This is a genomic window from Leisingera aquimarina DSM 24565 (genome assembly GCF_000473165.1).
GTDB lineage: Bacteria > Pseudomonadota > Alphaproteobacteria > Rhodobacterales > Rhodobacteraceae > Leisingera > Leisingera aquimarina.
Map to the genome: position 1 here is coordinate 3,647,276 of NZ_KI421504.1, position 17,454 is coordinate 3,664,729.

Annotated in this window: 21 protein-coding genes and 1 other RNA gene; 10 read left to right on the forward strand and 12 right to left on the reverse strand. The window is 62.8% G+C overall.

The window, feature by feature from the left end; translation table 11 throughout:
- The first annotated feature begins 95 nt into the window (after nt 1–95).
- Both AQUI_RS0122260 and AQUI_RS0122265 read left to right on the forward strand, forming a co-directional pair.
- Nucleotides 96–872 carry a Bax inhibitor-1/YccA family protein gene (locus tag AQUI_RS0122260; protein WP_027259497.1) on the forward strand — a complete coding sequence of 259 codons (777 nt, stop codon included), beginning with the start codon at nt 96–98 and terminating at the stop codon, nt 870–872.
- Nucleotides 873–982: 110 nt separating this feature from the next.
- On the forward strand, nt 983–1,432 hold the full coding sequence (locus AQUI_RS0122265) for a GNAT family N-acetyltransferase (protein ID WP_425411828.1): 450 nt from the start codon (nt 983–985) through the stop codon (nt 1,430–1,432).
- Nucleotides 1,433–1,447: 15 nt separating this feature from the next.
- Here AQUI_RS0122265 and AQUI_RS0122270 read toward each other — a convergent pair whose 3' ends face one another.
- The 7 genes from AQUI_RS0122270 to gatC form a co-directional block, all read right to left on the reverse strand.
- Complete coding sequence (locus AQUI_RS0122270; protein WP_027259498.1) at nt 1,448–1,849, reverse strand: hypothetical protein; 402 nt, start codon at nt 1,847–1,849, stop codon at nt 1,448–1,450.
- A gap of 222 nt (nt 1,850–2,071) precedes the next feature.
- The gene (rpmG, locus tag AQUI_RS0122280; protein ID WP_008554190.1) at nt 2,072–2,239 is read right to left on the reverse strand and encodes a 50S ribosomal protein L33; all 168 of its coding nucleotides are present in this window, start codon (nt 2,237–2,239) and stop codon (nt 2,072–2,074) included.
- A gap of 107 nt (nt 2,240–2,346) precedes the next feature.
- Nucleotides 2,347–2,774, reverse strand: an RNA gene (rnpB, locus tag AQUI_RS29540) — RNase P RNA component class A.
- Between the two features lie 173 nt (nt 2,775–2,947).
- Nucleotides 2,948–3,649: an N-acetylmuramoyl-L-alanine amidase gene (locus tag AQUI_RS28610; RefSeq protein WP_035920160.1), complete on the reverse strand. Its 702-nt coding sequence runs from the start codon at nt 3,647–3,649 to the stop codon at nt 2,948–2,950.
- Nucleotides 3,649–4,425, reverse strand: coding sequence for an excalibur calcium-binding domain-containing protein (locus AQUI_RS0122295; RefSeq protein WP_027259500.1), 777 nt, complete (start codon nt 4,423–4,425; stop codon nt 3,649–3,651). Before AQUI_RS0122295 ends, AQUI_RS28610 begins: the two co-directional genes overlap by 1 nt.
- Before the next feature lie 41 nt (nt 4,426–4,466).
- Complete coding sequence (gene gatA / locus AQUI_RS0122300) at nt 4,467–5,954, reverse strand: Asp-tRNA(Asn)/Glu-tRNA(Gln) amidotransferase subunit GatA (protein ID WP_027259501.1); 1,488 nt, start codon at nt 5,952–5,954, stop codon at nt 4,467–4,469.
- 5 nt (nt 5,955–5,959) lie between these two features.
- Nucleotides 5,960–6,247, reverse strand: coding sequence for an Asp-tRNA(Asn)/Glu-tRNA(Gln) amidotransferase subunit GatC (gene gatC, locus AQUI_RS0122305; protein ID WP_027259502.1), 288 nt, complete (start codon nt 6,245–6,247; stop codon nt 5,960–5,962).
- Between the two features lie 176 nt (nt 6,248–6,423).
- On the opposite strand from gatC, the gene AQUI_RS0122310 reads away from it, so the two are divergent.
- Nucleotides 6,424–7,116: a metal-dependent hydrolase gene (locus AQUI_RS0122310; protein ID WP_027259503.1), complete on the forward strand. Its 693-nt coding sequence runs from the start codon at nt 6,424–6,426 to the stop codon at nt 7,114–7,116.
- A 120-nt stretch (nt 7,117–7,236) separates the two neighbouring features.
- Here AQUI_RS0122310 and AQUI_RS0122315 read toward each other — a convergent pair whose 3' ends face one another.
- From AQUI_RS0122315 to AQUI_RS0122330, 4 genes are all read right to left on the reverse strand, one after another.
- The gene (locus tag AQUI_RS0122315; RefSeq protein WP_027259504.1) at nt 7,237–7,860 is read right to left on the reverse strand and encodes a DNA-3-methyladenine glycosylase I; all 624 of its coding nucleotides are present in this window, start codon (nt 7,858–7,860) and stop codon (nt 7,237–7,239) included.
- On the reverse strand, nt 7,857–8,150 hold the full coding sequence (locus AQUI_RS0122320; RefSeq protein ID WP_027259505.1) for a YciI family protein: 294 nt from the start codon (nt 8,148–8,150) through the stop codon (nt 7,857–7,859). The genes AQUI_RS0122315 and AQUI_RS0122320 overlap by 4 nt, the downstream gene beginning before the upstream one ends.
- A 21-nt stretch (nt 8,151–8,171) precedes the next feature.
- The gene (locus AQUI_RS0122325; protein WP_027259506.1) at nt 8,172–8,753 is read right to left on the reverse strand and encodes a TetR/AcrR family transcriptional regulator; all 582 of its coding nucleotides are present in this window, start codon (nt 8,751–8,753) and stop codon (nt 8,172–8,174) included.
- A 96-nt stretch (nt 8,754–8,849) separates the two neighbouring features.
- Complete coding sequence (locus tag AQUI_RS0122330; protein ID WP_027259507.1) at nt 8,850–9,299, reverse strand: nucleoside deaminase; 450 nt, start codon at nt 9,297–9,299, stop codon at nt 8,850–8,852.
- A gap of 61 nt (nt 9,300–9,360) precedes the next feature.
- Here AQUI_RS0122330 and AQUI_RS0122335 point away from each other — a divergent pair, with 61 nt between their 5' ends.
- The 6 genes from AQUI_RS0122335 (at nt 9,361) to AQUI_RS0122360 (ending at nt 16,034) form a co-directional block, all read left to right on the forward strand.
- Nucleotides 9,361–10,389 carry a pseudouridine synthase gene (locus AQUI_RS0122335; RefSeq protein ID WP_027259508.1) on the forward strand — a complete coding sequence of 343 codons (1,029 nt, stop codon included), beginning with the start codon at nt 9,361–9,363 and terminating at the stop codon, nt 10,387–10,389.
- Between the two features lie 175 nt (nt 10,390–10,564).
- The gene (locus tag AQUI_RS0122340) at nt 10,565–11,458 is read left to right on the forward strand and encodes a 5-bromo-4-chloroindolyl phosphate hydrolysis family protein (protein ID WP_027259509.1); all 894 of its coding nucleotides are present in this window, start codon (nt 10,565–10,567) and stop codon (nt 11,456–11,458) included.
- 18 nt (nt 11,459–11,476) lie between these two features.
- On the forward strand, nt 11,477–12,667 hold the full coding sequence (locus AQUI_RS0122345) for a toxic anion resistance protein (RefSeq protein ID WP_027259510.1): 1,191 nt from the start codon (nt 11,477–11,479) through the stop codon (nt 12,665–12,667).
- A 71-nt stretch (nt 12,668–12,738) separates the two neighbouring features.
- Complete coding sequence (locus AQUI_RS0122350) at nt 12,739–13,614, forward strand: DUF2927 domain-containing protein (RefSeq protein WP_035920441.1); 876 nt, start codon at nt 12,739–12,741, stop codon at nt 13,612–13,614.
- A 26-nt stretch (nt 13,615–13,640) separates the two neighbouring features.
- Complete coding sequence (locus AQUI_RS0122355; RefSeq protein WP_027259512.1) at nt 13,641–14,828, forward strand: SPFH domain-containing protein; 1,188 nt, start codon at nt 13,641–13,643, stop codon at nt 14,826–14,828.
- Between the two features lie 84 nt (nt 14,829–14,912).
- Nucleotides 14,913–16,034, forward strand: a complete 1,122-nt coding sequence (locus tag AQUI_RS0122360; RefSeq protein WP_051371960.1) for a TFIIB-type zinc finger domain-containing protein — start codon at nt 14,913–14,915, stop codon at nt 16,032–16,034.
- A gap of 93 nt (nt 16,035–16,127) precedes the next feature.
- Here the strand turns inward: AQUI_RS0122360 and AQUI_RS0122365 are convergent, their stop codons facing one another.
- The gene (locus AQUI_RS0122365) at nt 16,128–16,547 is read right to left on the reverse strand and encodes an Hsp20/alpha crystallin family protein (RefSeq protein ID WP_027259514.1); all 420 of its coding nucleotides are present in this window, start codon (nt 16,545–16,547) and stop codon (nt 16,128–16,130) included.
- 207 nt (nt 16,548–16,754) lie between these two features.
- Here AQUI_RS0122365 and dtd point away from each other — a divergent pair, with 207 nt between their 5' ends.
- Entirely contained in the window at nt 16,755–17,201 is a 447-nt protein-coding gene (gene dtd, locus AQUI_RS0122370; protein ID WP_027259515.1) for a D-aminoacyl-tRNA deacylase, read from the forward strand.
- Nucleotides 17,202–17,454: the final 253 nt, after the last annotated feature.

Consider the following 17,454-nt stretch of genomic DNA (forward strand, 5'->3'; position numbering starts at 1 on the left):
GAACGCAGTTCCCCCGATATTTAGCGGGAAAGCTGCCGGCCGCGGCCCGGTTCGTGTTCCGGCAGCAAGGGAGTAATTTACGGAGACCACCCAAGATGGCACAATTCGACACCATCCGGTCTGCAGCCGGCGCCCGCGCCGCGCAGATTGATGAGGGCCTGCGCGCCCATATGAACAAGGTCTACGGCACCATGGCCGCAGGCACGTTCATCACTTTCCTCGCAGCCTGGGCCATTTCCGGCCTGGCCGTCACTGCCGACCCGGCCAATGCCGTGGCCCAGCTGAGCGCGGACAAATACCTGACCAATATCGGCTATGCGCTTTATGCCTCGCCGCTGAAATGGGTTATCATGTTTGCACCGCTGGCCTTTGTGTTCGGCATCGGCGCTGCCGCAAACCGCATGTCGGCGGCCGGCGTTCAACTGCTGTTCTATGTCTTTGCCACGGTGATGGGCCTGTCGATCAGCTCGATCTTCCTAGTCTTCACCGGCGAGAGCATCGTGCAGGTGTTCCTGATCACCTCCATCGCATTTGCGGGCCTGTCGCTGGTGGGCTACACCACCAAGAAAGACCTGTCCGGCATGGGCGCCTTCCTGATCATGGGCCTGATCGGCCTGATCGTGGCCTCGATCGTCAATATCTTCCTGGCGTCGTCGGCGATGGCCTTTGCGATCTCCGTGATCGGCGTGCTGATCTTTGCAGGCCTCACCGCCTATGACACCCAGCGGATCAAGAACGACTACCTGCAGATGGCACATTCGGGCGACCAGGAATGGCTGGCGAAGTCGGCCATCATGGGCGCACTCAGCCTTTATCTGGACTTCATCAACATGTTCATGATGCTGCTCCAGCTGCTTGGAAACCGCGAATAAGCACTCAAAGTTTTCCAAAGTTATCGAGGGGCGGGTCACAGCGATCCGCCCCTTTTCATTTCAACAACAATAAGTGGGATGACCCCATAAAGATTATCGAGGTTCCCGCAGTGGAGGCAGACCGCCTGCTGCCGCTGTTGCAGGACCTGCATGCATCGCACGCCGCGCATCAGCCAGCGCGCCACACCCCGCCCCTCGGCAGCACCGATCTGGCCGTATGGTTGCAGGTGTGGCTGCGGGAAGAGAACATCGTTGCCCTGGCCGCAGAAAGCCCGCAAGGGGCGCTGCTGGGCTATTTAATCTATGAGCTGCAGAACCGCCCGGCGCTGCCCATCCGCGCGGCTGAGACCCGCGCCATGCTGCATCATATTTCGGTGACCGAAGCCTGGCGCCAGATGGGCGCCGGCAAGGCACTGGTAGAGGCGATGAGGGCGCAGGCACTGGCGGCCGGCGCCACAGTGGTTGCAGCCACCTATGCGCCCTTCAACACCGCCTCAGCCGCGCTGTTGCAGGGCATGGGAATGGATCCGGTGCTGACAATGGCCGAGTGGCGCGCCTAGTGTACGCCTCTGACGTCAGGATCCGGCGGCCGTGCAGTCCAGCCCGGCGGAGATGGCAATTGTGCCGCGGCGGCTCGACACCTCGCGCACTTCGCCGTCCGGGCGGCAGCCGGAAGCATCCGTGACCAAATCAAGGAACTCAGCCGCCGGGATCTCCGGCAGGCTGGGCATTGCGCTGTCCTCCGGGACGCTCAGAACCGCCATTCCTGCACTGCCTGAGCGGACCAGGCACAACGCCAGCCTGCGTCCCTGCAGGTGCACGATTTTGTCCACCACCGCCCGCTGACCGCCAGCACGGGCTGGCGATGCGGTCTGCAGATGCTGTGCCTCGACTGCAGGCGGCGGCGGCACCGCCGTCCCCGCGTCAAAGGAACTGGAGACCGGCGCCCCGGCCGCTGCCAATGCAGCCGCAATCATGTAAACCCTCACAGCACATCCACCCGTTTGTTCATTAACCCACGGGCTGAAGGCTAGACCGGAATTGGGGCGCAAACGTGCCGCGGCAGCCGGCCGCGCGGCGGAATCAGCCTGGCATTTTCAAAGAATTTGAAGCAGCCATGCGAGGTGCCAGGCCAGTCCAAAAGAAAACGGGCCGCGCCAGGCGCGACCCGTTTCCGGAAATCATTCCAAATGAAAGGCTTACTTGATTTTGCCTTCTTTGTACTCGACATGCTTGCGCACAACCGGGTCATACTTCCGCACAACCATTTTTTCGGTCATGGTACGCGCGTTTTTCTTGGTCACATAGAAGTGGCCGGTGCCCGCGCTCGAGTTCAGGCGGATCTTGATTGTGGTCGGCTTCGCCATGGTGCTTCTCCTGCGTCCGAAAAGGCAGGGGCCTCTCGGTAAATTCCTATCTGAAGCCCGGCTTGTACCTGCCCCAGCCCCCAAGTCAATAGGATTCGGGGGTATTTATGCGCAGAAGGCCTGTAAGCCGGATCCTGTCCCCCCGGGACCGTAATCCCGGGCTCGACGGCCATTCATCTGGGGCGCGCATTGCTGCGTGCCTCTAGCTGCCAACCCGGCCCCTCTCGGCTGAAGCGTGCCTAGCAGCGGTTTCCCGTTTCCGGGACCTGCCTGCGCGGGGGCCCTATTTGGCATTGCTCCCGGTGGGGCTTGCCGTGCCGCCCCTGTTGCCAGCGGCGCGGTGGGCTCTTACCCCACCGTTTCACCCTTACCCGCCGAATGCTCCGTTGGCGAACCTCCGGTCCGGCGGGCGGTCTGTTTTCTGTGGCGCTTTCCGTCGGGTTTCCCCGCCCGGGCGTTACCCGGCACCGTTGCTTCATGGAGTCCGGACTTTCCTCGCGGGGCCGGAACCCCACGCGGCCGTCCAGCCTTCTGCGCGAAAGGAGGCGTAGAAACATCGGCGCGCGGCGTCAAGCGGATAGTGCAGGCGGCAGGGGCTTTGTCCCTCTTGGCCTGCGGCCAATTCACCCCAGGATACTTGCAGCCAGAAGAAGACCGGGCCCGCCCCCTTGACAGCCTCCCGGAGCACCCGGAAGAGCTCCGCAAGCATTAGGTCCAGCTGCAAGCTGTTCCCAAGGGAGAAAAATCGGCTGGCTGCAGCGGGCCTTTCAACCAGGGTTGATACCGCAGACGGACAGCCTGAAGCAGTGTGCTGTCATCAACATCCGCAGTAAAACCCGCATCGCGCGCTAGATTGCGGAACAGCTGCGGCTGCTTCGATGCATTCTGCGGACCTTCGCCATGGCCTCCCTCAGCCGCAAGCTTTTGGCGTGCAAGGCGCTGCCAGTCGAAATGCGGGCCGGGATCGAATTTGCGCCCTGGCGCCATGCAGGAATGGCCGATGACCCCGGCTGGAGCGATAGACCAGCGCTGCATGATACCGTGCATCAGATCTTCAAGCACCGCCATCTGCGCTGCGCTGAAGGGATGCGTGCCACGATTGTCCAGTTCTATGCCGATGGAGCGGGAATTTATGTCCGCCTGGCCGCACCACTCCCCTGCCCCGGCATGCCAGGCGCGGCTTTCCTCAGCTACCATTTGCCAGAGCGTGCCATCCGCTCCGATCAGGTAATGGGCCGAGACTTCGGCTACGGGGTCGCAGAGCCGCTCAAGCGCGGCCTGCGCCCCATCCATAGCAGTATAATGCAACACAATCAGGGACGGCGTCAGACCGTCCCTGCGCGACCCTGAATTCGGGCTGGGGTGCCAGCTGGCGCCCGGATGATCAGGCCCGCGTGGATCCGGGGCCATCAATTCTGGATGGCCAGCCGGTACGGCGCCGGATCCCAGCCGCAGGCAAAGCCGTCGCCATCCGGATCCAGCGCCTTGCGGTCGCGCTGCGGGCCGCCTGCCTCGAGGAATGCGGTCTGGGCCTGATCAGGTGAGGCAAACTCGGCGCAGTTGCGCTTGCTGCGCGCCTGCAGGTTGATGCCCGCACGGCTGTAAAGGCGGGCGCCTTTGGGATTGCTGGTAGTCAGCGCGTAACGCACGATGTTGGGGCTGGCGCTGTCGGTCCGCTGCGGGATTGCCACCGGCTGCACCTGCTGGTATTGCGCCCGCTGGCGCTCCAGCCGGGCGGCATCGCTTTCGATCGACTGACGGGAGGAGACCGCCTGGAAGTCGTTCTCATCCGAAATGCTGGCATTCCCGCCCGGTTGCGGCGCCGGGTTGGAGGGGCTGGCCTGAAGCGGCTCGACCCCGGAATTCGACTGTGACGCCGCAAGGGCCGCAGCCGTTTCGCGGGCGATGTCGGCATCACTGCCCGCGGCGGGAGCGGAAGACGTGAAGGTGCCTGCCGCCGCAACCGAGCCTGGGCTTCGCGGCGCCGGGCTTACCTGATACGGCTCGGTGGAGACCCGCGCAGGCGGCACCAGCGGCTCACCCGTAATTGTGGTGCCCGCGGCGGGCGGCGGTGCAAAAGGATCGCCGTCAATGCCGACGTTTGCGGCACTGTCGGGGACCTGAGGGGAACAGGCAGCCATAACCAGAAGGCTGCCTGCAGCGGCGTAAGATGCGAATGCGCGCATGGGGTTACCTGTCACTTCTGCTCAACTCATTGAGCAGAGCATTACCACCATTGCTGCGGCTTGGCTACAAAGCCGGCCGCATTCTCCAGCGCATAAGCAGTGTTCAGCAGATCGCCCTCATCCCAGGGCTTGCCAATCAGTTGCAGGCCCAGCGGCAGGCCCTGGCCGTCCAGGCCCGCGGGCACCGCAATCCCCGGCAGGCCTGCCAGGTTCACGGTAACGGTAAAGACGTCGTTCAGATACATCTGCACCGGATCCGCATCCGTCATCTCGCCCAAGCCAAAGGCCGCCGACGGGGTGGCCGGGGTCAGGATCGCATCAACGCCAGCTGCAAAGACATCCTCGAAGTCCTTTTTGATCAAGGTGCGGACGCGGCGGGCGCGGTTATAATAGGCGTCATAGAAGCCTGCCGACAGCACATAGGTGCCAACCATCACCCGGCGCTGAACCTCGTGGCCGAAACCTTCGGCGCGGGTCTTTTCGTACATCTCGGTGATGCCATCGCCGGCTTCCAGCGCAGCGCGCTGACCATAGCGGACGCCGTCGTAGCGGGCCAGGTTCGAAGACGCCTCAGCCGGGGCAATCACATAGTAGGCAGGCAGCGCGTATTTGGTGTGCGGCAGCGAGATGTCGACGATCTCGGCGCCTGCGGCCTTCAGCATTTCGGCGCCGTCAGACCACAGCTTTTCAATCTCGCCCGGCATGCCGTCCATGCGGTATTCCTTGGGGATACCGATTTTCTTGCCGCGGATGTCGCCGGTCAGCATCGCCTCGAAATCCGGCACCGCCAGTTCGGCGCTGGTCGAATCCTTGAGGTCATAGCCGCACATGGCTTCCAGCATGATCGCAGCATCGCGGACCGATTTGGTCATCGGCCCGGCCTGATCCAGCGAGGAGGCAAAGGCAACAATGCCCCAGCGCGAACAGCGGCCGTAGGTCGGCTTGATGCCGACGGTGCCAGTAAAGGCGGCAGGCTGGCGGATCGAGCCGCCGGTGTCGGTGCCGGTGGCGGCAAGGCAAAGGTCGGCAGCAACAGCAGACGCAGAACCGCCCGAGGAGCCGCCGGGCGTCAGCTGGGCGTCATCATTGCCGCGGCGCCAGGGACTGACGGCATTGCCGTAGACAGAGGTTTCGTTTGACGAGCCCATGGCGAATTCATCCATGTTCAGCTTGCCCAGCATGACGGAACCGGCATCGGCCAGCTTCTGCGAGACGGTGGATTCATATTCCGGCTTGAAGCCTTCCAGAATCCCTGAGGCCGCCTGCGACGGCACCCCCTTGGTGCAGAACAGATCCTTGATGCCGACCGGCAAGCCGCACATTGAGGGGGCCTCGCCCGCCTTGATGCGCACGTCCGCAGCTTTGGCGCGGTCCATGGCAATCTCCGGCGTCTTGTGCACAAAGGCGTTCAGCGCGTCAGCGGCATCAATCGCCTTGAGGCAGGCTTCAGTCAGCTCGACCGAGGTGGTATCGCCCTTGCGCAGCGCGTCGCGGGCCTCTGCCAGGCCCAGTTTGTTCAGATCGCTCATGTCTCTTACTCCACGACTTTGGGCACTGCGAAGAAGCCTTCGCGGGCATCGGGTGCATTGGCCAGCACTTTGTCCTGCTGGCTGCCGTCAGTGACTTCATCCACCCGCCGTTTCAGACGCTGCGGCGTGACCGAGGTCATCGGCTCAACGCCCTCAACATCCACTTCGTTCAGCTGCTCAATGAAGCCCAGGATAGTGTTGAACTCGTCTGCCAGCGCCGGAAGTGCTGCGTCCTCAACCTTGATCCGGGCCAGTTTGGCCACCTTGGCGGCGGTGCTTTGGTCAATCGACATGGGAACCCTCATCTGGTGTTGGATAGGCATTTACCGCTGCGCTGCGCCGCCTGCAAGCCTGCAAGGTGCGGCTGCCCGGCAATCGAGCCTGCAGGGAAAACTTGCCGGCACGTCCGCATTCCTTTTCGCCCTCAGCCTGCTAGGCTCCCGGCAAGGGCAATGGGAGGAAAAAACCGATGAAGATCATTTGGCTGGGCCACGGCTCATTCCGCATCGAAACAGGCGGCCAGGTGCTGCTGGTGGACCCTTGGCTCAGCGGCAATCCGGTTTTACCGGAGGATCAGCATGACGCCGCAATTGCGGGTGCCACCCATATCCTGCTGACCCATGTGCATTTCGACCATGTGGTGGATGTGCTGCCGCTGGCAAAAAGGCTGGAGGCGCCGGTGATCGGGCAATACGACCTGATGGGGCTGTGGGGCGAAACCGAAGGGGTGGAGACCGTGGGCTTCAACAAAGGCGGCACGGTGGATCTGGACGGGGTGAAGGTTGCAATGGTGCCCGCCTCGCACAGCTCAACCTTCAACACGCAGGACGGCTTGCGCACCGGCGGGTCTGAGGTCGGATACATGCTGATGGCAGAGGGCAAGACAGTATACCTGTCCGGCGATACCGCGATCATGGCAGACATGGACTGGATGGGGGATTACTACAAACCCGATATCGGCATCCTGTCTGCGGGCGGGCATTTCACCATGGACATGAAACAAACTGCCTATGCGGCCAAGCGCTATTTCAACTTCAAGACAGTGATCCCCTGCCACTACAAAAGCTTCCCGGTCCTGGAGCAGGACGCATCAGACCTGATCGAAGAGCTGCCAGGTGTTGAGGTCATTGAACCGGAGGTAATGAAGGCGATCGAGCTGTAGCCGCCTTGGGGCGCACCTGAGCACTCCCGCCCGGCGCAGGATCAGCAAGGCAGATCGGCGCCCGTTGGGCCAGGCGCCGGGCCTCATGGCCCGGCGCGGTTGCGCTTCACTCATAGGTTTTCAGCCAGATGCCTCCAGCCGTGGTGCTGTAAAGGTCTTGCGCGCCTCTGCCGCCTTCTCGCGGCAGATACAGCCGCGGGCGTGGTCATTGATCAATCCCATTGCCTGCATGAAGGCAAAGGCCGTGGTGGGGCCGACAAATTTCCAGCCGCGTTTCTTCAACGCCTTGGACAACGCCACCGAGTCCGGGCTGGTTGAGGCCGTCTGCGGTTCCGGCAGGTCTTCCACCTTTGGTTCAAAGCTCCAGAAAAACGCCGCAAGCGAGCCGGCCTCAACCACCAGCTCCTGGGCACGGGCCGCATTGCTGATCACCGCTTCAATTTTGCCACGGTGGCGGATGATACCCTTGTCCTGAAGCAGGCGCTCCACATCCGCTGCGCCGAATTTGGCCATCTCATAGAAATCAAAACCGGCAAAAGCAGCGCGGAAGTTCTCGCGCTTGTCCAGAATGGTCCGCCAGCTGAGGCCGGACTGGAAGCTTTCCAGGCAGACCTTCTCGAACAGGCGGATGTCGTCGCCGACGGGATAGCCCCATTCTTCGTCGTGATAGCGCAGGAAATCCGGGGCCGTAGCGCTCCAGGCGCAGCGGGGAAGACCGTCGGCGGCAGTGAAGATAGGACTCATTCCCCGCCCCGCAGGAAATCAAGCCTGGGGTCCATCATGGTGGGCGCCACGCCGATGATTTCCGGTTCCACCACGCCGCCGGTCACAAAAGGATCCCGCGCGACGCGGGCGGCCAGTTCCTCTTCGCCTTCGCCCACGGCGAGGATCGCGCCGCCTTCGCCATCGGTCATTGACCCGGCAGCAAGGAACACCCCGTCCTCGAACCCCTGTTGCAGCCAGGCCTTGTGGCCCTCCAGGAACTCGGCCAGGCGGTCCTTCTGCGCCGCGAATGAAAGCAAAATAAAATACATGCGTGTCTCCTGTGATGAGTGTTAGGCGGGCTGATCCCCTGGCAGTTGATCCCGGAGCCAATCCAGCATCAGCGCCACTTCCCTATTGATGAATTCCACGTCGCCAAACGCCTGTGCCAGCGTTGCCGCCCCCTGGCTGCGGGCAAGCAGGTGTATGGCCAGGGCGTCCGCCCCTTCACCGCAGCCCAACTCCTCAAATTGGTGGCACAGCCAGTCACGGAACAGGGTGAAGATGGCATTGGCCTTATCCCGGACGGCGTGATCCAGTTTGCCCAGCTCCGCCACCAGCGTGCCGACCGGGCAGCCGTAGAGGGTGATCTTGGCCTGATTGGCGATAAGGATGCGAATAAAGCAGGCAATCCGCTGCTCGGGGCTGCTGCCCTCCGCCTGCCACTCGTTCAGCATGGCGCGGGTACTGGCCATGCGGCGCGCGATCACCGCTTCAAGAATATCGTCCTTGGTCTTGAAATGATAGTAGAAATTGCCGCGCGAGATGCCAACTGAAGCAGCGATATCCGCGAATGACGTTGCCTCGAACCCGCGTTCATAGAACAGCTGATCGGCGGCTTCTGCAATCCGGTCTTTGGTTGTTTCCTGCGTCATCCAACCCCCTAGGACAAATGACCTATACCACTCTCTAGGGCAAATGACCTAATTCTGCAACCACTAGAATACCGGCGGAAGATCATAGGCACCCGCTCAGCGTTTTTCCGCGAAAAAGTCCTTAAGCAATGCGCTGGCTTCGCCTTCGGCGATGCCGTCATAAACTTCAGGCGCGTGGTGCGCCTGCGGATGGGAGAAGACGCAGGCGCCATGCGCCACGCCGCCCGACTTGGGATCGGAGGCGCCATAGTAAACCCGGCGGATGCGGGCGGCGGCAATGGCGGCGGCGCACATGGCGCAGGGTTCCAGCGTCACATAGAGGTCATAGCCACCGAGCCGTTCGCTGCCCAAGCTCGCACAGGCCTCCCGGATGGTCAGGATTTCGGCATGGGCGGTGGGATCGTTCAGCTCGCGGGTGCGATTGCCCGCCAGGGCGGCGACCTGCCCATCCGGCGCGATCAGAACGGCGCCGACCGGCACCTCGCCGCGGTCTGCCGCTTTACGCGCCTGCTCCAGCGCCTTGTCCATATGCGATTTGAATGCCATGCCCCTTCCTGCCCGCGATTGCGCGCTTTCGCAAGGCAGCGGAATGCTCTATGGCACGCACATGAGCAAAACACCCGCATCCCCCAAGGGCAAACCCGGCCCGAAACCCCAGCCCCGCAAAGCTGCAGCTGCAGCGCCCGATGCCGGCGCCTCGCCCGAGGGCGACCGCATCGCCAAGGTTTTGTCGCGCGCAGGCGTCGCCTCGCGCCGGGAGGCCGAGCGCATGATCGCCGAGGGCCGCGTGTCGGTGAACGGCGAGAAGATCGACAGCCCGGCGCTGAACGTGACCGCCGCGGACCGGATCAGCGTCGATGGCAAGCCCCTGCCCGAGGCCGAGGCGCCGCGGATGTGGCTGTATTACAAGCCTATCGGCCTGGTAACCTCGAACAGCGACGAAAAGGGGCGCACGACGATCTTTGACGAGCTGCCCGAAGACATGCCGCGGGTGATGACGGTCGGGCGGCTTGACATCAATTCTGAAGGCCTGCTGCTGCTGACCAATGATGGCGGCATCAAGCGCAAGCTGGAATTGCCCTCGACCGGCTGGCTGCGCCGTTACCGGGTGCGGATCAACGGCCGCCCCAAGGACGAGGATTTTGCCACTCTGCGCAAAGGCCTGGTGATCGAGGGCGAACGGTTTCAGCCGATGACCGTTGCCTTGGACCGCCAGCAAGGCGCCAATGCCTGGCTGACCGTGGGCCTGCGTGAAGGCAAGAACCGCGAGATCCGCCGCGCGATGGAGGATATCGGTTTCAACGTGAACCGGCTGCTGCGGGTGTCTTATGGCCCGTTCCAACTGGGCGAGCTGAAACCTGGCGAGGTAGAAGAATTGCGCTCGCGTGTGGTGCGCGATCAGTTGGGGCTGGAGCCGGAGGAGGAAAAGCCGGCCGGCCGGCCGACCCGCTCCCGCGGCGGCAAGCCTGGCGGTAAACCGGCAGGAAGACCAATGGGCAAACCGGGCGGAAAGCCCGGGCAAAAGGCGCAAGGAAGACCGGGCAAACCCTCTGGCAAGCCGCCAGCATCCCGCGGCAGCGACACCGCCCCGCGCGGCGTCGGCAAGCGTCCGGTCGGCAAGAATCCCCGCCGCTGAGCCATTTCCCGCAGACTTCCCCCTAGCAACACCGCCAGCTATCCCCTAGATTTCCAATCAGTTAATCTTTGCTGGCCGTTCTGGGGGGGGACCTGCGTGCAGAAACTTGCCTATGCTGCCCTATTAATCCTGATGCTGGGCCTCAGCACCGGCTGGATTGCAGGGGGCTGATCTCATGGCACAGCGATATGGCGGCAAATACAGCCCCGTTGGAAAATCCGCGCAGCAGCCCTCGGAACCCGCGCAATCCTTTCGCAATGCGCAAGTAGACCCTGTTGGCATACGCGCCAACTTTATGTTCGTGCCGCCTGCGATCCTGACGCTTTTGTCTTTGAATGACGGTGCAACCGGGCTGGCGCTGGGACTAGTTGGCGCAGGCCTGTGGACCGGCGGAGCCTTCCTGCTGCGCGAAGGGCTGAAGGCCGAGGCGGCCTTTGCTGCGCGCAAAGTGGCCCGCAAACCCGCCCTCCCCCGCAAGATCCTGGCGGCCTTGCTGGCAGGCACAGGCGCGGTGCTGGCAGCGTGGAAGGCCGAACCCGGCGTCCTGACCGCAGCTATCTATGGCGCCGCAACACTTGGGCTGCACATTGCCGCATTCGGGATCGACCCCCTGCAGGACAAGGGCGCCGAGGGCATCGATGAATTCCAGCAGTCCCGCGTGGCCCGCGCAGTGGACGAGGCTGAAGCGAGCCTTGCTGCAATGAAAGACGCCGCCCTGCGCGCCCGCGACCGCAAGATCGAAGCCCGGGTGGAGCAGTTTCAAACCGTGGCCCGCGACCTGTTCCGCACGGTGGAGGAAGATCCCCGCGACCTGACTGCAGCGCGCAAGTATCTTACCGTGTATTTACAAGGCGCCCGCGATGCGACGGTGAAATTCGCCGATATCTATACCCGCAGCCAGGACACCCAGGCCCGCGCCGATTACATGGCCCTGCTGGACGATCTGGAACAGAATTTTGCCGCACGCACCCGCAAGATGCTGGTGGAGGACCGTGCGGATCTGACTATTCAAATTGATGTGCTGCGTGACCGTTTGCAGCGTGAAGGGGTCCATCTGGACCAAAACTGATTAGCGAGGAAGCCGTTCATGTCCGAAGCCGTGCAACAGAAAGCCGCCCAAGCCGAGGCCCTGGTCAACGAGGTCACGGCGATCGAACTGCCTGAACCCGCCGGAGAGATACAGCCGCTGGAGCAAGCCGACGCCCCCACCGGCGAGGCGATCCGGGTGCGGATGGATCAGATCGACATGGCCGACACCAATTCGATCATCCATTTCGGCTCGGCCGCGCAAAGCGAACTGCAGACGATCAGCCAGGCAATGCTGGCCGATGTGCGCAACAAGGACGTGGGGCCTGCGGGCGACAGCCTGCGCAATATCGTGACCACCATCCGCGGTTTCTCGGTTTCCGAGCTGGACGTTCGCCGCAAGCCGACGTTCTGGGAGCGGCTGCTGGGCAAGGCTGCGCCCTTTGCCAAGTTCACCGCGCGGTATGAAACCGTGCAGGGGCAGATCGACAAGGTCACCGATGACCTGCTGGGACACGAACACACCCTGCTGAAGGACATCAAATCGCTCGATATGCTCTACGAGAAGACGCTGAGCTTTTATGACGAGCTGGCGCTGTACATCGCCGCGGGCGAGGCCATGCTGGCCAAGCTGGATGCCGACGATATCCCCGCCAAGGAAGCCGAAGTGCAGGCAGCACCTGAAGGCGACCAGGTGATGAAGGCGCAGGAGCTACGCGATCTGCGCGCGGCCCGCGATGATCTGGAACGCCGGGTGCATGACCTGAAACTGACCCGTCAGGTCACTATGCAGTCGCTGCCCTCAATCCGGCTGGTGCAGGAGAACGACAAATCGCTGGTCACCAAGATCAACTCGACCCTGGTGAACACCGTGCCCCTGTGGGAGACCCAGCTGGCCCAGGCGCTGACCATCCAGCGTTCAGCCCAAGCGGCGGCAGCGGTGCGTGATGCCAATGACCTGACCAACGAATTGCTCAAATCCAACGCCGCCAACCTGCGCCAGTCAAACGAGATGATCCGTCAGGAGATGGAGCGCGGCGTGTTTGACATCGAGGCGGTGAAGCAGGCCAATGCCGATCTGATCGGCACCATTCAGGACAGCTTGCGCATTGCTGACGAGGGCAAGGCCAAACGCGCCGCTGCCGAGGCCGATCTGCAGAAGATGGAAGCCGAGTTGCGCGACACGCTGGCCTCTGCCAAGTCGCGCCGCGACGGGGTAGGCGACACCGCCGGCACCGCTGTGCCGACCTGAACGGAGTGGCAGGCGTGCAGGCAACGAAAGCCGTCTGGAAAAGCACAGCAGCCCTGGCCGGGCTGGCTGCCATGTCTGCTTGCCTGCCTTATGCCCAGCCTGAATCGCTTGTACCGCAAGCCCGCCCGGCGGTGGTGGCTCCGGCGGTCTACAAACCCTCTGCCGACAGTGCCCAGCTGGCCTATTACTATAACGCATTGCAGCGAGACCTGCTGACCCGCGGACTGCTGCGCACTGATGGCGGCGGGCCGGACACGCCTTATGATGCCGAGGATCTGGCAAAAAGTTTTGAGGCACTGGCGTTTTATGACGAATACGGCGGATCCGGCATTTCCGGCGGCTTGGGCCGTTGGGCCGGGCCGGTGCGGATCAGCGCCGAATTCGGCCCCTCGGTGCCCGCAGCCCAGCGGGTGGCGGACAGGGAAACGGTCACAGCTTATGCCGCACGGCTGGCCCGGATCACCAGCCATCCGGTCAGCACTGTGGCGTCCCGGGCAAACTTCCACGTGATCTTTGCCAGCCTTGATGACAGCGCTTTTGTCGCCGAGCGGGTGCGCGAACTGCTGCCCGCGATCAGCGCCCGGGACCTGTCGCTGCTGGCCGCCCCGCCCCGCAGCTACTACTGCCTTGTTGTTGCCGGCGGTCCGCAAAGCGATCCGCTGTCCTACACCCGCGGCGTGGCGCTGATCCGGGCCGAGCACCCCGGTCTGGTGCGCAAAAGCTGTGTGCATGAGGAAGTGGCGCAAGGACTTGGCCTTAGGAATGACAGCCCGCGGGCGCGGCCTTCGATCTTTAACGACGACGACGAATTTGCGCTGCTGACCAGCTTTGACGAAAAACTGCTGCAGATGCTGTATGATCCAAGACTGAAAACGGGGATGAGCGCCGAAAACGCCCGCCCTATCATCCGCATTCTCGCCCGCGAGGCGATGGGCCAGGAACTGTAGGCCGCCAAAGAAAGAGGACCTGACAGATGGGAATTTTCGATTTTCTCAAAGGCGAATTCATTGACGTCATCCATTGGGTGGACGGCACGCATGACACCATGGTCTGGCGGTTTGAGCGCGAGGGCCATGAGATCAAATATGGCGCCAAGCTGACAGTGCGAGAGGGCCAAGCCGCAGTGTTTGTGCATGAAGGCCAGCTGGCGGATGTGTTCACGCCCGGTCTGTACATGCTTGAGACCAACAACATGCCGGTGATGACGACGCTGCAGCATTGGGACCACGCGTTTCAGTCGCCGTTCAAGTCGGAAGTTTATTTTGTCGACACCACCCGCTTCAGCGATCTGAAATGGGGCACCAAGAACCCGATCATCTGCCGCGACCCGGAATTCGGCCCGGTGCGGCTGCGCGCCTTTGGCACCTATACCGTGCGCGTCGCGGACCCGGCGCGCTTCCTGACCGAGATCGTCGGCACCGATGGTGAATTCACCATGGACGAGATTTCCTATCAAGTCCGTAACATCATCGTGCAGGAGTTCTCCCGCGTGGTCGCTGGCTCCGGCATTCCGGTGCTGGACATGGCCGCCAATACCGCGGACCTGGGCAAGCTGGTGGCGGCAGAAATCTCTGGAACAATCGCCGAATACGGCCTGTCGATCCCTGAGCTGTACATCGAAAACATCTCGCTGCCGCCCGCGGTGGAGGAGGCGATGGACAAGCGCACCCAGATGGGGGTGCTGGGCGATCTTGGCCGCTACACCCAGTTCTCAGCTGCCGAAGCGATGACGGCAGCAGCGCAGACCCCGAACAGCGGCATGGGCGCCGGCATGGGAATGGGCATGGGATTGGCGATGGCGCAGCAGATGGGCAATCAGTTCGGCAACGGAGCAGCGGGTCAGCCCGCAGGCCCTTGGGGCGCCCGCCCCGCCCCCGCTGCAGCGGCACTGGCAGCGCCTGCCGCAGCTCCGCAGGCCGCACCTGTTGCCCCGCCCCCGCCGCCGGTCGAGCATGTCTGGCACATTGCCGCAGACGGGCAGACCTCCGGCCCCTACTCAAAAGCAAGAATGGGACGGATGGCGCAGGACGGCACGCTGACACGGGAGAGCCATGTCTGGACCCCTGGCCAGGATGGCTGGAAGCGGGCTGGCGACGTGATGGAACTGGCGCAGCTCTTCACTATCCTGCCGCCGCCCCCCCCGCCGCCGCCTGCCGGTTAACACCGCGCCGAGGCAGCAACCCCAAGCGTTTTGCTGCCGGCCCCATACTCTGACTCCTTACCTGACAGGTTGCCGCAAGTGACGATGCCCCCGCCGCCGCCCGCTGAAACCATGCCCGCCGCCGAGGAAGAAACTCATCGCTTCCCTTGTGAACAATGCGGTGCGGATTACACCTATGACCCGGCCGCGGGCACCCTGACCTGCAGCCACTGCGGGCATTCCGAAAGCATCCACAGCGGGCCGTGGAAAGGGACTGCGCTTCAGGAGCTGGACTTCCGCGCGGCCGCCGCAGACCGGCTGCCAGAGGCGGAGATCGAAGTGACCCGCGTTTCCACCTGCGCCAATTGCGCGGCGCAGGTGGAGTTCGACCCGGACACCCATGCCAGGGAATGCCCGTTCTGCGCCACGCCTGTTGTCACCGGTACGGGTGCAAACCGCCACATCAAACCCAAGGGCGTGCTGCCCTTCGCAGTGCCCGAGCGCGCCGCGCACAAGGCAATGACCGACTGGCTGGGCGGTCTGTGGTTTGCCCCGGGCGGCCTGAGGGAATACGCCCGCAAGGGGCGGCGGATGCAGGGGATCTATGTGCCCTACTGGACCTATGACGCCCAGACCCGCAGCCGCTACTCCGGTCAGCGCGGCACGGTTTATTACGTGACCGAAACCTACCAGCAGGATGGCGAAACCAAGACCCGGCAGGTGTCCAAGGTGCGCTGGACGCCGGTGTCTGGCCGGTTGCAGCGGTTCTTCGACGATGTGCTGGTGCTGGCCTCCAACAGCCTGCCCAAACGCTATACCGAAGCACTGGAGCCCTGGGATCTGTCTCAGCTGGAACCTTACCAGCCGCAGTATCTGGCGGGTTTCCGGGCCGAGGCTTACACGGTGGATCTGGAAACCGGCTTTGCCGAGGCGGGCCAGAAGATGGACCGGGTGATTGAGCGCGATGTGCGCTTTGATATTGGCGGTGACCGGCAGCGGATCGGCAACATCGACACTCAGGTTTCAGATGTGACTTTCAAGCATATCCTGCTGCCAGTCTGGCTCGCGGCCTACAGGTACCGCGGAAAGACCTACCGGTTTGTGGTGAACGGTCAGTCCGGCCGCGTACAGGGCGAACGGCCCTATTCAGCCTGGAAAATTGCCTTTGCCGTGCTTCTGGCTCTGGCCATCGGCGCTGGCATCGCCCTGCTGGCCGGCCAGCAGTAACCCTTCAAAGCGGAAGGGGACGCTGCCGTCCCCTTCCTGAACCGGCTGGTTCCTTTCCCCGGATCTGAGCCAGAACCAAGACCGGCCTCCCTGTCAGCCCTTGCTGATCTCGATCCTGCGGGTGGTTTCAGGCTGTTCCAGAGCCTTCTTCGGCACTGCGATATGCAGCACACCGTCCTCCATCCGGGCAGAGGCCGCCTGCCCGTCCGCATCCTCCGGCAGCCGGAACGACCGGCGGAACGCGCCGTATTGGCGCTCGCTGAAGTACCAAGTGTCGCCTTGCTTCTCCGTTTGTGTCTTTTTCTCGCCGCGGATCGTCAGCACGCCACTGTCCACAGTCAGTTCCACATCCGCCAGCGCGACGCCCGGAAGCTCCATCGCGATGTCATAAGCCTCCTTGCCCGAGGATGCTTCGGTTGCCGGGGTAAGCCAGTCGGCGAGCCGGGCACCGAAGCTGCGGAAAGGATCGTAAAGCGACGGCCAGAAACCGCCATGTTCGGTCTTTTCAACCATTGTTCAGCCTCCTTTCTAGCTGCGTCCCATTGTATCTCCGTCACCGCGTCACCGCTTTGATCCGGCGCAAGACCGGGTCGTGCACCGGAAATTTTCAGCCGCCAGTCTCGCCTGTGCCAGGCAAAAGAACTAAAGGTGTTACAGACCTGCCGGCCAAAGCCCGGCCGGTCTGGGCAGGTTTCTGGGCAGGTTAAAGGGGGAACGGACATGCGCGCACTTATCCAGCGGGTCAGTGAGGCCTCGGTCACCGTTGAAGGCAAGACCATCGGTGAAATCGGACCCGGCCTGCTGATCCTGATCTGCGCCATGGAAGGCGACAACGAAGCACAGGCGGATCAGCTGGCCGTCAAAATCTCCAAGCTCAGGATTTTCAAAGACGCGGCCGGCAAGATGAACCGGTCGGTTCTGGATACCGGCGGCAGTGCACTGGTGGTCAGCCAATTCACCTTGGCGGCCGACACCCGCCGCGGCAACCGGCCCGGGTTTTCCGCCGCCGCCGCCCCTGCAGAAGGCGAACGGCTGTATGAATACTTTGCAGAACAACTGCCCCGGCTAGGTGTGGAAATTGCAAAAGGACAGTTCGGTGCCGACATGAAAGTCCGGCTGCTGAATGACGGCCCGGTCACTGTCTGGATGGACACAGAGCAGGTCTGACCCAGCGCCGGGACGCTGCCATCCGGCGTGCGGCAAACCGGCCTCGGGGTTTTCCCCAGGTGGCTCCGTCACTCATCGTAGAAAAAGGCCAGGACTTGTCCTTTTGCGGTGCGGAAGACGTTTTTGGACCTCAAAGCATCGATTCTTTCCAAATTCGAACCGGACCTCTTGCCCCATCGTGGCAGATTCATAAAAATTCCGTCATTCCGAGGCACAAAAATTTCTTGTCGCATTCCGGATGCTTTTTTGATTT

Excerpts from the sequence above, each read along its gene's own strand:
- AQUI_RS0122260 (WP_027259497.1), top strand. The coding sequence starts at position 96 with ATGGCACAATTCGACACCATCCGGTCTGCAGCCGGCGCCCGCGCCGCG.
- AQUI_RS0122270 (WP_027259498.1), bottom strand. The coding sequence starts at position 1,849 with ATGATTGCGGCTGCATTGGCAGCGGCCGGGGCGCCGGTCTCCAGTTCC.
- rpmG (WP_008554190.1), bottom strand. The coding sequence starts at position 2,239 with ATGGCGAAGCCGACCACAATCAAGATCCGCCTGAACTCGAGCGCGGGC.
- AQUI_RS28610 (WP_035920160.1), bottom strand. The coding sequence starts at position 3,649 with ATGGCCCCGGATCCACGCGGGCCTGATCATCCGGGCGCCAGCTGGCAC.
- AQUI_RS0122295 (WP_027259500.1), bottom strand. The coding sequence starts at position 4,425 with ATGCGCGCATTCGCATCTTACGCCGCTGCAGGCAGCCTTCTGGTTATG.
- gatA (WP_027259501.1), bottom strand. The coding sequence starts at position 5,954 with ATGAGCGATCTGAACAAACTGGGCCTGGCAGAGGCCCGCGACGCGCTG.
- gatC (WP_027259502.1), bottom strand. The coding sequence starts at position 6,247 with ATGTCGATTGACCAAAGCACCGCCGCCAAGGTGGCCAAACTGGCCCGG.
- AQUI_RS0122310 (WP_027259503.1), top strand. The coding sequence starts at position 6,424 with ATGAAGATCATTTGGCTGGGCCACGGCTCATTCCGCATCGAAACAGGC.
- AQUI_RS0122315 (WP_027259504.1), bottom strand. The coding sequence starts at position 7,860 with ATGAGTCCTATCTTCACTGCCGCCGACGGTCTTCCCCGCTGCGCCTGG.
- AQUI_RS0122320 (WP_027259505.1), bottom strand. The coding sequence starts at position 8,150 with ATGTATTTTATTTTGCTTTCATTCGCGGCGCAGAAGGACCGCCTGGCC.
- AQUI_RS0122325 (WP_027259506.1), bottom strand. The coding sequence starts at position 8,753 with ATGACGCAGGAAACAACCAAAGACCGGATTGCAGAAGCCGCCGATCAG.
- AQUI_RS0122330 (WP_027259507.1), bottom strand. The coding sequence starts at position 9,299 with ATGGCATTCAAATCGCATATGGACAAGGCGCTGGAGCAGGCGCGTAAA.
- AQUI_RS0122335 (WP_027259508.1), top strand. The coding sequence starts at position 9,361 with ATGAGCAAAACACCCGCATCCCCCAAGGGCAAACCCGGCCCGAAACCC.
- AQUI_RS0122340 (WP_027259509.1), top strand. The coding sequence starts at position 10,565 with ATGGCACAGCGATATGGCGGCAAATACAGCCCCGTTGGAAAATCCGCG.
- AQUI_RS0122345 (WP_027259510.1), top strand. The coding sequence starts at position 11,477 with ATGTCCGAAGCCGTGCAACAGAAAGCCGCCCAAGCCGAGGCCCTGGTC.
- AQUI_RS0122350 (WP_035920441.1), top strand. The coding sequence starts at position 12,739 with ATGTCTGCTTGCCTGCCTTATGCCCAGCCTGAATCGCTTGTACCGCAA.
- AQUI_RS0122355 (WP_027259512.1), top strand. The coding sequence starts at position 13,641 with ATGGGAATTTTCGATTTTCTCAAAGGCGAATTCATTGACGTCATCCAT.
- AQUI_RS0122360 (WP_051371960.1), top strand. The coding sequence starts at position 14,913 with ATGCCCCCGCCGCCGCCCGCTGAAACCATGCCCGCCGCCGAGGAAGAA.
- AQUI_RS0122365 (WP_027259514.1), bottom strand. The coding sequence starts at position 16,547 with ATGGTTGAAAAGACCGAACATGGCGGTTTCTGGCCGTCGCTTTACGAT.
- dtd (WP_027259515.1), top strand. The coding sequence starts at position 16,755 with ATGCGCGCACTTATCCAGCGGGTCAGTGAGGCCTCGGTCACCGTTGAA.